This is a genomic window from Bradyrhizobium sp. Y36 (assembly GCF_002531575.1).
Classification (GTDB): Bacteria; Pseudomonadota; Alphaproteobacteria; order Rhizobiales; family Xanthobacteraceae; genus Bradyrhizobium.
In genome coordinates, this window is sequence record NZ_NWTI01000001.1 from 640,001 (window position 1) to 654,016 (window position 14,016).

The 14,016-nt window shown below is 66.2% G+C and carries 12 protein-coding genes; 6 read left to right on the forward strand and 6 right to left on the reverse strand.

Going from position 1 to position 14,016, the window contains the following annotated elements; all coding sequences use genetic code 11:
• Positions 1-67: 67 nt before the first annotated feature.
• Genes CO669_RS03095 through CO669_RS03105 form a run of 3 tightly spaced genes read right to left on the reverse strand, consistent with a single transcriptional unit; the run spans position 68 to position 3,278 of the window.
• Complete coding sequence (locus CO669_RS03095; RefSeq protein WP_097657696.1) at positions 68-1,264, reverse strand: acyl-CoA dehydrogenase family protein; 1,197 nt, start codon at positions 1,262-1,264, stop codon at positions 68-70.
• A 15-nt stretch (positions 1,265-1,279) separates the two neighbouring features.
• A complete protein-coding gene (locus CO669_RS03100; protein ID WP_097657697.1) occupies positions 1,280-2,419 on the reverse strand; it encodes an acyl-CoA dehydrogenase family protein in 1,140 nt (379 codons plus the stop codon).
• Between the two features lie 4 nt (positions 2,420-2,423).
• The gene (locus CO669_RS03105; protein ID WP_198963789.1) at positions 2,424-3,278 is read right to left on the reverse strand and encodes an enoyl-CoA hydratase; all 855 of its coding nucleotides are present in this window, start codon (positions 3,276-3,278) and stop codon (positions 2,424-2,426) included.
• Between the two features lie 256 nt (positions 3,279-3,534).
• Here CO669_RS03105 and CO669_RS03110 point away from each other — a divergent pair, with 256 nt between their 5' ends.
• From CO669_RS03110 to CO669_RS35860, 6 genes are all read left to right on the forward strand, one after another.
• Positions 3,535-4,143 (forward strand): LemA family protein, encoded by a 609-nt coding sequence (locus CO669_RS03110; RefSeq protein ID WP_063197001.1) that lies wholly within the window; start codon positions 3,535-3,537, stop codon positions 4,141-4,143.
• Positions 4,144-4,281: 138 nt separating this feature from the next.
• Positions 4,282-5,181: a TPM domain-containing protein gene (locus tag CO669_RS03115; RefSeq protein ID WP_198963790.1), complete on the forward strand. Its 900-nt coding sequence runs from the start codon at positions 4,282-4,284 to the stop codon at positions 5,179-5,181.
• Positions 5,182-5,186: 5 nt separating this feature from the next.
• Complete coding sequence (locus CO669_RS03120; RefSeq protein ID WP_097657700.1) at positions 5,187-5,684, forward strand: TPM domain-containing protein; 498 nt, start codon at positions 5,187-5,189, stop codon at positions 5,682-5,684.
• 351 nt (positions 5,685-6,035) lie between these two features.
• Positions 6,036-7,022: a hypothetical protein gene (locus CO669_RS03125; RefSeq protein ID WP_198963791.1), complete on the forward strand. Its 987-nt coding sequence runs from the start codon at positions 6,036-6,038 to the stop codon at positions 7,020-7,022.
• Positions 7,023-7,115: 93 nt separating this feature from the next.
• Positions 7,116-8,639 carry a hypothetical protein gene (locus CO669_RS03130; RefSeq protein WP_097657702.1) on the forward strand — a complete coding sequence of 508 codons (1,524 nt, stop codon included), beginning with the start codon at positions 7,116-7,118 and terminating at the stop codon, positions 8,637-8,639.
• Positions 8,640-8,663: 24 nt separating this feature from the next.
• A complete protein-coding gene (locus tag CO669_RS35860) occupies positions 8,664-8,828 on the forward strand; it encodes a hypothetical protein (RefSeq protein WP_198963792.1) in 165 nt (54 codons plus the stop codon).
• A 2-nt stretch (positions 8,829-8,830) separates the two neighbouring features.
• Here the strand turns inward: CO669_RS35860 and CO669_RS03135 are convergent, their stop codons facing one another.
• The 3 genes from CO669_RS03135 to putA all read right to left on the reverse strand — a co-directional run bounded on the left by CO669_RS03135 (position 8,831) and on the right by putA (position 13,961).
• Entirely contained in the window at positions 8,831-9,478 is a 648-nt protein-coding gene (locus CO669_RS03135) for a glutathione S-transferase family protein (RefSeq protein WP_097657703.1), read from the reverse strand.
• Positions 9,479-9,626: 148 nt separating this feature from the next.
• The gene (locus CO669_RS03140) at positions 9,627-10,832 is read right to left on the reverse strand and encodes a CaiB/BaiF CoA transferase family protein (protein ID WP_097657704.1); all 1,206 of its coding nucleotides are present in this window, start codon (positions 10,830-10,832) and stop codon (positions 9,627-9,629) included.
• A 117-nt stretch (positions 10,833-10,949) separates the two neighbouring features.
• On the reverse strand, positions 10,950-13,961 hold the full coding sequence (gene putA / locus CO669_RS03145) for a bifunctional proline dehydrogenase/L-glutamate gamma-semialdehyde dehydrogenase PutA (protein ID WP_097657705.1): 3,012 nt from the start codon (positions 13,959-13,961) through the stop codon (positions 10,950-10,952).
• Between the last annotated feature and the right edge of the window lie 55 nt (positions 13,962-14,016).

Consider the following 14,016-nt stretch of genomic DNA (forward strand, 5'->3'; position numbering starts at 1 on the left):
ATCCGGGGCCGCTGCCTCGCGGAAACACCGTCCCGGATTGCGCTGTGCTCCATCCGGGCTACAAGACTCAAATCCCCAGCATCATCTTCGCGATGATATCGCGCTGGATCTCCGAGGTGCCGCCGAAGATCGTGTAGGCACGGCCGTTGAGATATTCCGGCACCACCGTCAGCATCTCCTCAGGGATGGCCGGCTCGTGGTTGAGCTTGTAGAGCGGGCGCATCGGCTCGACGGCGAGGGCGTCGTGGCCGATCACGTCGACGCCGAGGCGCGTCACGGCCTGGCGGATCTCGCTGTTGCGCAGCTTCAGGATCGACGAGACCGCGCCGGGATTTTGACCCGTCTGCAGCGCCGAGAGCACGCGCAGCTCGGTCATCTCCAGCGCGTCGATGTCGACCTCGACCTCGGAGATGCGCGAGGCGATATCGGGACTGTCGATGGCGCGGCCGGTCAGATCGGATTCGGCGAGATCGGAGATCGCCTTCAGCCCCTCGCGGAGCTTGGCCGAGGCGATGCCGGAGCCGCGCTCGAACTCGAGCAGATATTTGCCGTAGGTCCAGCCCTTGCCTTCCTCACCAACGCGGTTGGCGACGGGCACGCGGACGTCGTCGAAGAACACCTGGTTGACCTCGTGATCGCCGCCGATGGTGAGGATCGGGCGCGTCGTGATGCCCGGCGTCTTCATGTCGATCAGGATGAAGCTGATGCCGTCCTGCTGCCGCGGCCCGTCACTGGTGCGCACCAGCGCGAACATGCGGTTGGCGTGATGGGCATGCGTGGTCCAGATCTTGGTGCCGTTGATGATGTAGTCGTCGCCGTCGCGCACCGCGCGCGTCTTCAGCGAGGAGAGATCGGAGCCGGAGCCCGGCTCGGAATAGCCCTGGCACCAATAATCCTCGCCGGAGAGGATTCGCGGCAGATAGAAGTTCTTCTGCTCGGGACTGCCGAAACCTATGATGACGGGCCCGACCATCTTCACGCCCATCACGTTCACATTGGGCACGCCGGCCCGCGCGCATTCGGTCTCGAAGATCCAGCGCTGCGCCGGCGTCCACGCCGGGCCGCCATGCTCGACCGGCCAGCCCGGCGCGCCCCAGCCATTGGCATGCAGCGCGCGTTGCCAGGCCATGCCGATGTCGGGGTCGGAGAACACCGACGGCGTCAGCGCGGTCGCGCGCTTCATCTCCTCGGTGAGATTTTTGGCAATGAAGCCGCGCACCTCGCTCTGGAAGGCGCGCTCCTCGGCATTGAAATTGAGGTCCATGAGGCTCTCCCGGTGTCAGGCTTTGCGGCCAAGCTCGGCATGGCGGGCATAGTGATGCGCGCTGCCGCCGAACAGCGTGTCGAAGGCGACGAGGCGCTTGAAATAGGCGCCGACTTCGAGCTCCTCGGTGACGCCCATGCCGCCGTGAAGCTGGATCGACTGCTCGCCGACGAAGCGGGCGCATTTGCCGATCTTGGCCTTCGCGCCTGACGCGGCCCGAGCCCGCTCGGTCGGCGGGCTGTCCGCCTTCAGTGCAGCCCGCAGCGCCATCGAGCGCGCCTCGTCCACCTGCATCGCCATGTCGGCGAGGCGGTGGCGGATCACCTGGTTGGCCGAGAGTGGCCGGCCGAACTGTTTTCTGATCTTGGTGTAGTCGAGCGTCGTGTCGAGCAGCGTCTGCATGATGCCGACGGCCTCCGCGCCGAGCGCGGCCATGGCACGGTCGACGGCCCATTCGATCGCAGGCAGCACGTCGTGACCGTCCCCGAGCAGCGCATCCTCGGGCAGATGCACGTCCGAGAGTTCAATGTTGCAGGCGCGCCCGCCGCCCAGGCGCGCGTAGTCTGAGATCGCGAGGCCCGGCGCGGTCGCCGGGACCACGAACAGGCCGATCCGCCCCGAAGGCCCGTGATGGTCGTGGATAAGCGCGGAGACGATGATCTCATCGGCGGCGTGGCCGTCGAGCACCGCGATCTTGCTGCCGGACAGGCGCCAGCCCTGCGCCGTCTTCGTCGCCGATGTCGCGACCTTGGCGAGATCGAAGCGTGCCGCGCGCTCGGAATGCGCGAAGGCGAGCTTCAACGTGCCGTCCGCGACCTTCGGCAGGCGCGCCTGCTTCTGCTCCTTGCTGCCGCATCTGTCGACCAGCGCCGCTCCAAGCACCACGGTCGCGACATAGGGCTCCGACACCAGTCCGCGGCCGAACGCTTCCATCAGGATGCCGATCTCGACCGCGCCGCCGCCGAGCCCGTCGAACTCCTCGGGAATGGGCAGCGCCAGCCAGCCGAGCTCGGCAAACTGCTTCCACACCGCAGGGCTGAAGCCGAGCGGATCGTTCGCCATCTTGCGGCGATGATCGGCATTGTAGCTGCCGGCCACGAAACGCTCCGCGCTCTCGCGCAGCAGTTTCTGCTCGTCACTGAGATTGAGGTCCATGGTTCTACTCCGCGGCCGCCGGCGGCTTGCGCACGGAGGGATGCAGTCCGGATGGATCGACCACCATGCCGAACTCCTGAAGATTGTGGGCGTGACAGAGCTGATGCAGCGCAAAGGCCTGGTCGATCGCGGCGGGCTGGCCCATCACGTCGACCGAGCGGTTCACCGCCTCCTTGGTCATCTTCAGCGCGAAGGACGGCTTTGTCGCGATCCGGCGCGCCAGCTCCAGCACGCGCGACGATAGTTCCGCGCGCGGCACGACCTGATTGACCATGCCGAGCTGGTGCGCCTCCTGCGCGCTCCAGCTGTCGGCGGTGAACAGCAGCTCCTTGGCCTTGCGCGGGCCGAGCTCCCAGGGATGCACGAACCATTCGACGCCGCAAACGCCCATGGTGACGACGGGGTCGCAGAATTGCGCATCGTCGCTGGCGACGATGAGGTCGCAGGCCCAGGCCAGCATCAAGCCGCCCGCGATGCATTTGCCATGGACTTCGGCGATGGTCGGCTTTGCCAGATTGCGCCAGCGCCGCGTGATCTGGAGATAAATTTCCTGCTCGCGCGCGAAGCGGCCGTGCGCGTTGGCTTCCGCAAAGCCGCCCCAATTTCCGATCGGCGGGAAATCGACGCCGGCCGCGTTCTTGCCGCCGGGGCGAAGATCATGGCCCGAGGAGAAATGCGGGCCGTTACCGGCAAGGATGATGACCTTGACCGCATCGTCCTGCACCGCCGCGTCGAAGGCGGCGTTGAGGTCGTAGGTCATCTGCAGGTTCTGTGCGTTGCGCGCCTCGGGCCGGTTCATCACGACCCGGGTGATGTCAGGCTCGGGCCGCTCCACGAGGATGGTCTCGAACGAGGTCATCGCGTTCCCCCCGGTACTCTGTCTTATTGTTTCCTCGAGTTGACTATGTCGGTCAGGGATAGGCAAGAGGCTTGCGTCAGCCGGCTGGGGCAGCGGTGCGCAACTGTTTGTCGCCGTCATTCCGGGGCGCGAAGCGAACCCCGAATCTCGAGATTCCGGGTTCGATGCTGCGCATCGCCCCGGAATGACATTCTGAAGCTGGCGTCTTGCGGGTCCCATCTGGTAGTTTGCGCCGGATTCCACCGGGAGAAATGAGATGCGCAAGATCCTGACCGTGCTGGCGGCGCTGGCCTCGCTGAGCCTCACCAATTGCGGCTACAACGCGATCCAGAGCGAGGACGAGCAGATCAAGGCGAACTGGTCCGAGGTCGTGAACCAGTATCAGCGCCGGGCCGATCTCGTGCCCAACCTCGTCAACTCGGTGAAGGGTTTTGCCCAGCAGGAGAAAGACGTGCTGCTCGGCGTCACCAATGCGCGCGCCAAGGTCGGCAGCATCCAGGCAACGCCCGAGGTGCTGAACGATCCGGCCGCCTTCCAGAAGTTCCAGGCGGCCCAGGGCGAGCTCTCGAGCGCGCTGTCGCGGCTCCTGGTGGTGACTGAAAACTATCCGCAGCTCAAGTCCGACGCCTTGTTCAAGGATCTGATGTCGCAGCTCGAGGGCACCGAGAATCGCATCACCGTGGCGCGCAACCGCTACATCAAGTCGGTGCAGGACTATAACGTCACCATCCGCTCCTTCCCCAGCAACCTCACGGCGATGATGTTCGGCTACAAGGAGAAGCCGAACTTCTCGGTCGCAAACGAGAAGGAGATCTCGACTGCGCCGAAGGTCGATTTCAATCCGGCGCCTGCGCCGTCGAAGTAAGCGCGCGCCGTCTTGCGAATGCGCCAAACCCCACCCACCACTGTCATTCCCCGCGCAGGCGGGGAATCCAGTACGCCGCGGCTTCACGGCTCAAGCACTGCGGCCTCTGGAATACTGGATCGCCTGCCTTCGCGGGCGATGACAGCGAATGTGTGGCGTGCGATTATCGTATTCGCACTCTTCCTCACCCTCGCGTTCCCCGCCTCCGCCGACGTCGCCGTGCCAGAGCTCACCGGCCGCGTCGTCGATCAGACCGGCACGCTCTCCAGCAGCGACATCGCCTCGCTGTCGCAAAAGCTGCGCGACTTCGAGACGCGCAAGGGTAGCCAGATCGCCGTTCTGATCGTGCCGACCACGCTACCGGAGACGATCGAGCAGTTCTCGATCCGCGTCGCGGAGGCCTGGAAGATCGGCCGCAAGAAGATCGACGACGGCGCGATCCTGGTGGTTGCCAAGAACGACCGGCATTTGCGCATCGAGGTCGGCTATGGCCTGGAAGGCGCGCTCACCGACGTCACCGCGCGGCGGATCATCGACGAAATCATCACGCCCAAATTCAGGAGCGGCGATTTCGCCGGCGGCATCGCTGACGGCGTCGATCGCATCATCAAGGTGATCGACGGCGAGCCGCTACCGGTTCCCTCTCCGACCGTGAATTTCGGCAGTCTCGACGATCTCGCTCCGCTGTTCATCGTCACGCTGTTCGTCTCGGTGGGCATCGGCGGCGCCATCCGCGCCATGCTGGGACGGCTGCTCGGATCGCTGGCGACAGGGGGCATCATCGCGACGCTGACCTGGTTCATTCTCGGCTCGTTCGGGCTCGCCCTCGCGCTGGGCGGCCTCGGCTTCATCATCGGATTCGTCGCCGATCTGTTTTCGGCGATCACGCCGGGCACGGGCCGCTCGCGCGGCGGCACCTGGTCGAGCGGCTCTTCGTCGGGTGGCTGGAGCAGCGGATCGTCGAGCAGCAGCGACAGCGGCAGCTTCAGTGGCGGTGGCGGCAGTTTTGGCGGCGGCGGCGCCTCGGGGAGCTGGTAGCGGTCATGGGCATCAAGCGCATTGCCAGACATCTGGTGCAGCATCATTGGCGGGCGAAGCAGATCTTTCCGCAAGCCGTGCTCGCTCGCATCGAACAGGCCATCGCGCGTGGCGAAGCCAGCCATTCCGGCCAGGTCCGCTTCGTCGTCGAGGGCGCGCTCGACGGTCGCCCCCTGTTCAGCAACCAGCCGGCGCGGGCGCGCGCACTCGACGTGTTCTCGCACCTGCGCATCTGGGACACCGCACACAATAACGGTGTCCTGATCTATCTCCTGCTCGCCGACCGCGACGTCGAGATCATCGCCGATCGCGGCATCGACGCGAAGGTGGGGGCCGCAGGCTGGGAGAGCATCTGCCGCGCGATGGAGGCGGAGTTCAGGTCAAACCAGTTCGAGCGCGGCGTCATCGCCGGCATCGAAGCGGTGTCGCGCGAGCTGGCACGGCATTTCCCGCCGCAGGGCCCGCATGCGAACGAGCTGCCGGATGCGCCCGTGGTGATGTGACGGACTGTGATGTGGGGTGAGTTGCCTCTGCCGTCATTGCGAGGAGCCGTTGCGACGAAGCAATCCCGGCTGCGTCTGCGGAAAGATCCTGGATTGCTTTCGCCTTCGCCAAAGGCTTCGGCGGACAAGTCGCTGCGCGCGCAATGACGAGGCCCATTCCGCCGCCGTTCATCTTGTCCCGATTACAAATTGTTTCACGCCCGCCACACCGGTTCCACCTTCCCGGCTCAATTCGGCCCCGGATAACTCCCTAAAATTTCGGTAAGCGGGTCCCAAGGTAAGGATTTCGCAAGCAATGAAAGTTACCAAAAGGTCAATCCAGAGCGGAGTATTTGAACTGTGAGCGAACCCATGGCTGAGCAGGCTGCCCAGGATAAGAGCGTCGTCGAAGCCGGGACGACCGCGCCGCAGGCTGTCGAGGCTGCTGCGATCGATGCCCCCTCGATCGCGCCTGACCACGAGGCGCCGCCCAAGCCCGATCCGGTGAAGATCGAGCCGCCGAAGATCGAGGTCCCGAAAATCGAAGCCAAGGCTGAGCCCAAAGCCGAAGCCACGGCCGAAGCAAAGCCCGGCAAGCTTATCGTCATGGCGCCCTCGGACCGGTCGCGTAACGGCACTTGGGACCGCGAGGATTTCGCCCCGCATGTGAAGGCGGATGAACCGCGCGAGGCCGGCAGCAAGCGCCGCCTCTCGGCCATGGCCGCGGTGGTGGCGATTGCCGCCAGCGTCGGTGCGATCAGCGGCGCGCTCGCAACCGCCGGCATGATGCACTTCGCAAGCCCGGCCCAGGCGCCGGTGCAGGTCGCCGACACCAGTGCGCTCGATGCCTCGGTCGCGCGGATCGATGCCGATCTCGTCGCGCTGAAGGCCAATGTCGAGCACAGCACGAAGACCGGTGTCGGCCAGTTCAATCGGGCCAATGACCGCCTCGACAAGCTCGAGAAGGCGCAGGCCGAGCCGATGGCCCGGATCGCAAAACTGTCCGAGACCGTCGACAAGCTCCGCGCCACGCCGCCGGCCGCTCCCGCGCAGGCCGCCGCGGCAGCGCCCGCGAAGGAGACCACCGGCTCGATTGCGCCTGCCCAGCAGGTTGCAACCGCTGCCGCGTCGGCCCCAGTGGCCGCCGCCCCCAAGACCGAGGTCGGCCGCATGCCGACGATCGAGGGCTGGCGGCTGCGCAACGCTGCCAATGGCGGTGCGCTGATCGAGGGCCGTGACGGCCTCTATGAGGTCTATCCCGGCGATCCCATCCCCGGCGTTGGCCGTGTCGACGCGATCCGCCGCCAGGACGGCCGCTGGGTCGTCGTCACCAGCAAGGGGCTGATCACCGCGCGCTGAGCGTTCGATATCCGGATTTCGAAGAGGCGCTTCACCACACCGTGAAGCGCCTTTTTGCTTGAATAGGCGTGCCCGCGCGGTGTTACCTCAGGCATGAACCGCGCGTTGCGAATTCTCATTGCTGCCGCCCTGCTGTTCGGCGGCGCCGCCTCGCTGTCGGCGGCGGAGACCGCGCAGCTGACGCGCGGCACGGCCATCACCGATCCCGATCTGTTGCGCAAGCTCGACGAAGGCGATGTCCTCGCGATCTCGCGCCTGGTGGCGCCGGAGCGTGAGGCCGATGGCCGGCTGACCACCGACCGGCTGTTCGCGTCGCTGCCGCAACTCAAGGACATTCCGCCGGCGATCGACGCGGAGTTCGACCGCTACATTGCGCGGCAGAAGGCAGCCTGGCCCACCGAGACCATCGGCGTCGGCGAAGGCTTTGACGTGCAGCTGTTCGATCGGGCCAACCTGAATTCCCCCGACACCCGTTTCGTGCTCGCCGGCATCGTCAACCGCATGGACCGCGCTTATGTCGGCGAGGAATCCTGCGGCGAGATCCGGCTGATCTATCGTCTGGCGCGCTTCGACGGCGGCAAGTCCGCGTCGCGGCTGCCGATGACGTTCAATCTGGTGATGAAGGCGCGCGATGCACGCCAGACAGACGCGAACGGCAAGCCGATCAGCTGCGCCGAGATTGCGCGCCGCTGGCTCGACAACGGCAACTGGCAGGAGCTGATCGGCGGTCGCGACGACGCGATGCTCGATCGCATCGAGACCAACATCCAGATATCGGTCGCAGCGAAATCGGCGTTGCACGACTTCCGCTCCGACTATCTGCTCAAGGTGTTCAAGTACGACGCGGCCACGAAGACGTTCGCGGAAGCGGTGCTGGAGAACCAGATCGACCGCGACCGCATCCTCGCCGACGATGGGCTTCGGCGCGATTTCAGGGACTGGCTGCTCGCACCCGAAAACCTGCGCGAGTTCGATCGCGGCACGGTGCTGGTCCCGGAGAAGTTTTTGGCGAGGGCCGCGGTGGTGCCGACACCCGCCGGCCTCGATGCCTCCCCAGCCCAGCCGGCGTTCGGCATGATGCAAGGCGAGGGAAAAGGCGAGGGCGGCGGGCCGGTCTTCACCGATCAGGACGTGGTCGGCGCGCTGAAGCGGGCCGCCGCGCGCGGGGACATGATGAACATCCGCTCGGTCGCGGGATTCCAGCGCCGCCTCAACGACGTGACCTGCGCCGGCTGCCACCAGACCCGCGGCATCGGCGGCTTCCATTTCCCCGGTGTCGACTGGCTGGCGGACAAGCCGTCCAATTCGACCATCGTGCCGGCTTCGCCGCACTTCCTCGGCGACCAGCTCCGCCGCCGTGACATCCTGACCGCGTTTGCCGCAGGCAAACGTCCTGATTTTTCTCGCGGATTTGCCAGCCGGCCGCAGACCCGCGGCAGAAGCGAGCTAGCCGGAAGCGAGTACCAGGACGGCTGGGGCGCGCATTGTTCTTTGCCGGACGAGGGATCGGGAACGCCGGACAAGAGTTTTACGTCATGGAACTGTGCTAACGGTCTCACCTGTCAGGCCGCCGCGGCCTCACGCCGCATCGGCATGTGCTTCATCAAGACGCGTTGAGCCTACAAGCGATTTGGATGACCCATGACGGACACCAGCGAAGCCAACAAGGAGCGCAATCGCGAGATCGCGCGCAATGAGGAAGCCAAGCAGGTCCTTGGCAGCACCCGCGTCAGCATCTGGGCGGTCGCGATGGCCGTCATTATCGGCGGGATCTTGTTCACGCTCGGCTGGCTGTCGTTGAAGTAGCCTCACTTCGCGTAGTTGGTCATCCGCTTACCCGGCAGCAATTCATAGGCCGGCTTCCAGCCGGGCAGCGCGGCCATCCGGCCCAGCCAGGCGTGAACGGCGGGATGGCTCGTTCGGAAATCGAAGCCGTGCTCGTCGCTGGGATAGTGCAGATAGGCCATCATCGAGATGTCGGCGACCGTCGCCTTCGCGCCGATCGCGAAGGCGTTGTGCTGGAGATGCCCGTCGAGAATGCCGAGAAAGTCCTCGAGCCGGCGACGGAAATGCTTCAACACCTGCGGGTCGTTCTTCTCGGTGAAGGCGCGCATGAAGCGATAAGTCGCCATGTAGCCGGTGAGCTTGTGGTTGTCCCAGAACAGCCAGCGCAGCAGCTCGAACTTTTCATCCTCGGTCTCGGCGCCGAAGCGGCCGTACTGCTCGGCGAGCTTGAGCAGCAGCGGCGCGGTCTGCGTCATCTTCACGCCGTCGACCTCGAGCACGGGAATCTCGCCCATCTCGTTGACGGCCTTGCGCCACTCCGCCGTGCGCGTGACGCCGCCGCCGAAATCGGTCCAGACCGGCTCGAACCTCTCACCGCAAAGCGTCAGCATCAGCGCCAGCTTGTAGCTGTTGCCGGATTCGGGGAAGTAGTGCAGGCGGTAGTTGGGCATGAGACCTCGCGGGACGGGACGTTGGCGATGAAGCTACATCGTCTGGCGTCATCATTGCGAGCCCAGCGAAGCAATCCAGCAATGCGTCTCCGCTGCCCGGACCAGCGCTTTGCGCGCCCGGGATGACGGCGGGGTGTGAGGCGCGCTCCTAACCCACCGCGCCCGACCCCCGCAGCTGTTTGATCGCCGCCTCGTCGTATCCCGCCCCGCGCAAAATCTCGTCACTGTGCTCGCCGACCGCGGGCGGCTTGCGCGGCTGGACCTTCTTGGCGCCGTCGATCCAGATCGGGCTGTTGATGGTGAGCATGGTGTCGTTCTCGAACGGCACCAGCACTTCGTTGTCGAGCATCTGCTTGTCGTTCGGAATGTCGTCCAGAATGGCGACGACACCGAACACGAGGCCGCTGCCGTCGAGAATCCTGCGCCATTCGGCGAGATCCCGGGTGGCGAAGGTCTCGTCCAGGATCTTGATCAGCTCCACCGAGCGGGCGTGCCGGTCCGCTTTGGTGGCGAAGCGCGGGTCGTTGATCAGGTCCTCGCGTCCGAGGCACTTGGCCAGCGTCGGAAACTGCTTCTCCTCGTTCAGGAGCGACAGGATCAGCCAGCGGCCGTCCCTGCACTGGTAGTGATTGGCGACCGCATTGAGCGCGCGCTCGCGCGGGCGGCGCTCGCCGAACTTGGCGCCGCAGAGCTTGGCCTGCGCCAGCACGCTCGCGGCCCACACCCCGTTGGCCATCAGGTTGGAGGCGACATGCGAGCCCTTGCCGGTCTTCTCGCGCTGATACAGCGCGGTGACGATGGCACCGTAGAACGCCATGGCGCAGGGATGGTCGCCCATGCCGGCGACCGAGCGGGCTGGGGTCGTGTCGGTGTCGGCGCGGACCAGGTCCATCAGGCCGGAGCGTGCCCAATAGGCGTTGCTGTCGAAACCGGGCTTGTTGGCTTCCTCGCCCTTTTCGCCATAGCCGGTGAAGGACGCGTAGATCAGCCGGTCGTTGAGATGAGCGAGATGGTCATAGGTGATGCCGAGCTTGGCGCGCACCGGCGGCGGCATGTTGGTGATGAAGACGTCGGCTTCCTTCACCAGCTTGTAGAGCACGGCCTGCGCCTCGGGCTTGGCGAGGTCGAGCGCGATGCTCTTCTTGTTGCGCGCTTCCAGCAGCCAGGCGAAATTGTGCTCGCCGGTGGGATAGCCCGGCAGGTTCGGCAGATTGCGGTAGGGATCGCCGGCCCCGGGCGGCTCGATCTTGATGACATCGGCGCCGAAATCCGACAGCACGGTCGCGGCCGCGGGCGCTGCGATGAAGCTCGCGCAGTCCAGAACCTTCAGGCCGGCAAAAATGCCCTTATCCATCGCGACGTCGCTCCCTTAGCTCTTGTCGTTTCCCGCGCGCTGGAATTGGCGCGGGCAACTGATGGGAGCAATTAGACCGATGTTTCCGCGGGATGCAACGGCGCCCGGCGCAGGGCCTCACTCCTCCCCCGCAAGCAGCGCCGCGTTGCCGCCGGCTGCGGCCGTATTGATCGTCACCGTCTGCTCGGTCGCAAACCGGGCGAGGTAGTGCGGGCCGCCAGCCTTCGGGCCGGTTCCGGACAGGCCATTGCCGCCGAACGGCTGCACGCCGACCACGGCGCCGATCATGTTGCGGTTGACGTAGATGTTGCCGACCTGCATGCGGTCGATGATGCCCTCGATGGTGTCGTCGATGCGGGAGTGGACTCCGAGGGTGAGGCCGTAGCCGGTGCGCTCGATCGCCTGCAACACGCGCTCGAGGTTTTCGGCGCGGTAGCGCACGACATGCAGGATCGGGCCGAACACTTCCTCGGTGAGCTGGCCGGCGTCCCTGAGCTCGAAGATGTGCGGCGCGACGAAGCAGCCGTCCGGCGCGGCGCCGGCAAAATGCAGCTTCGCCGCGGTCTTCATCCGCGCGACATGCGCATCGAGCCGCTGCTTGGCCTCCCGGTCGATGACCGGGCCGACATGGGTCGCGACGTCGGAGGGATCGCCGATTCTCAGCTCGCGCGCCGCGCCCGCGATCATCTCGATCATGCGGTCGGCGACGTCCTCCTGCACGAACAAAAGCCGCAGCGCCGAGCAGCGCTGGCCGGCGGAGCGGAAGGCCGAGGTGACGACGTCGTCGGCGACCTGCTCGGGCAGCGCGGTGGCATCGGCGATCATCGCGTTGATGCCGCCGGTCTCGGCGATCAGCGGCACGATCGGCCCGTCCTTGGCGGCAAGCGTCCGGTTGATCAAGCGCGCCACCTCGGTCGAGCCGGTGAAGACGACCCCCGCGACGTCCGCATGCGCGGTCAGCGCAGCGCCGATGCGACCGTCGCCGGTGACGAGATGCAGCGCGCTTCTGGGAATGCCGGCCTCATGCAGCAGTGCGACGGCTTCGCGCGCGATGCGCGGCGTCTGCTCGGCGGGCTTTGCGACCACGCCATTGCCGGCCATCAGCGCCGCGGTGACCTGTCCCAGAAAGATCGCCAGCGGAAAATTCCATGGCGAGATCGCGACAAAGACGCCGCGGCCGCGCAGGCCAAGCGCATTGCTCTCGCCGGTCGGGCCCGGCATTGCGGCCTCGCTGCCGAACAGCTTGCGGCCCTGCGCGGCATAATAGCGGCAGAAATCGGCGGCTTCGCGCAGCTCCGACAGCGCATCGTCGAGCGTCTTGCCGCCCTCGGCTTGCAGCAGCGCGATGAAGCGGGCGCTGCGGCTCTCCAGCAGATGCGCGGCCTGCTCCAGCGCCGCCGCACGTGCTCCGGCCGGCGTCCGGCTCCAGGCGGCGAAACCGGCACGGCTTGCTGCCACGGCCGCATTGGCCTGCTCCGGCGTTGCGTCTGCGATGGGCTCGAGATCCGCGGCTTCGGCCTTCACGCCGGTCAGCAATCGGCCGAGCGCTTCGCGTGCGCCGAACTCGACACCGCGCGAATTGCGCCGCTCTGGCGCGAACAGATCGCCCGGCAGGGGAATTTTGGGATGCGCCGCCGCTTGCGGCCGCACGATCGCATCCGCCGGACGCTGCAACAGCGCGGGCACCGGCACGCGATAATCGGCGGCCTGCGCCACGAAGGAGGAATTGGCGCCGTTCTCCAGCAGACGCCGCACCAGATAGGCGAGCAGATCGCGATGGCTGCCGACCGGCGCATAGGTGCGGTAGGCGATGTCAGGATGATCTTTCGCCAATTGCTCGTACAGCGCTTCGCCCATGCCGTGCAGGCGCTGGAACTCGAAGCCGCCGCCATCGGCTGCAAGCTCCAGCACGGTCGCGATCGTCAGCGCATTGTGGGTCGCGAATTGCGGGAAGATGCGCGGCCGCAAGGCCAGCAGCTTCGTCGCGCAGGCGACGTAGTTGAGATCCGTCATCGCCTTGCGCGTGAACACGGGATAGCCGTCGAGCCCGCGCTCCTGCGCGCGCTTGATCTCGGTGTCCCAATAGGCGCCCTTGACGAGGCGCACCATCAGCTTGCGGTCGTGCGCGCGGGCGAGTTCGTCGACATAGTCGATCACCGCGCTCGCGCGCTTCTGATAGGCCTGGATCGCGAGGCCAAATCCGTCCCAGCCGGCAAGCGAGGGATCGGCGAGCGTTGCCGCGATCACGTCGAGCGACAGCTCCAGCCGGTCGGCTTCCTCGGCATCGACGGTGAAGTTGAGGTCGTGGGCCTTGGCGCGCTGCGCGAGGTCCAGCAAGAGCGGCACCAGCTCGGCCATCACCCGCTCGCGGCTGATCGCCTCGAAGCGGGGATGCAGCGCCGAGAGCTTGACGGAGATGCCGGGCCGGTCGGGGAGGGGATTGCTCTCCGCAGCCTTGCCGATGGTCTCGATCGCACTGGCATAGGCATCGAAATAGCGCTTGGCATCCGCCGCCGTACGCGCGCCTTCGCCGAGCATGTCGAAGGAATAGCGCGCCTTCTGACCGGAGCGGGGCTTACCCCGTTCCAGCGCCTGCTCGATGGTCTCGCCCAGCACGAAATGATTGCCCATCAGCCGCATCGCCTGGCGCGTCGCGGTGCGCACGGCCGGCGCGCCGAGCCGCTTCACGAGGCGTCCGATGGTGCCGTCGGGCGTCTCGCCGGGCTGAATCACACGGGCAGAGAGACCGAGCGCCCACGCCGAGGCATTGACCAGGAACGCGGTGGACTTGGTCTCGTGGTGGATGAAGTCGCCTTCGCCGAGCTTGTCCTCGATGAACTGGTCGGCGGTGCGGGCATCCGGCACGCGCAGCAGCGCCTCGGCCAGCACCATCAGCGCGAGCCCCTCCTTGGTCGAGAGCGCGAATTCCCGCAGCATGTCCTCGACGCCGCCAAGGTTTCCTGCGAGCCGGTCGTCGCGCTTGCGGATGGCCTCGATCAGCCGGGTTGCGGTCCGGTCGATCCGCGCCTCCTGCGGCGGGGTCAGATCCGAGGCCGGCAACAGGCGCGCGGCGATCTCGGCATCGTCAGGGGCGTAGGGGGCGGTGAAGGGCGGCGGGATGTTCGGCATTGGCGTGTCCTGTGTCTGAAATCCAGGATAAGGCCCGCTTGACCGTAGTTCGATA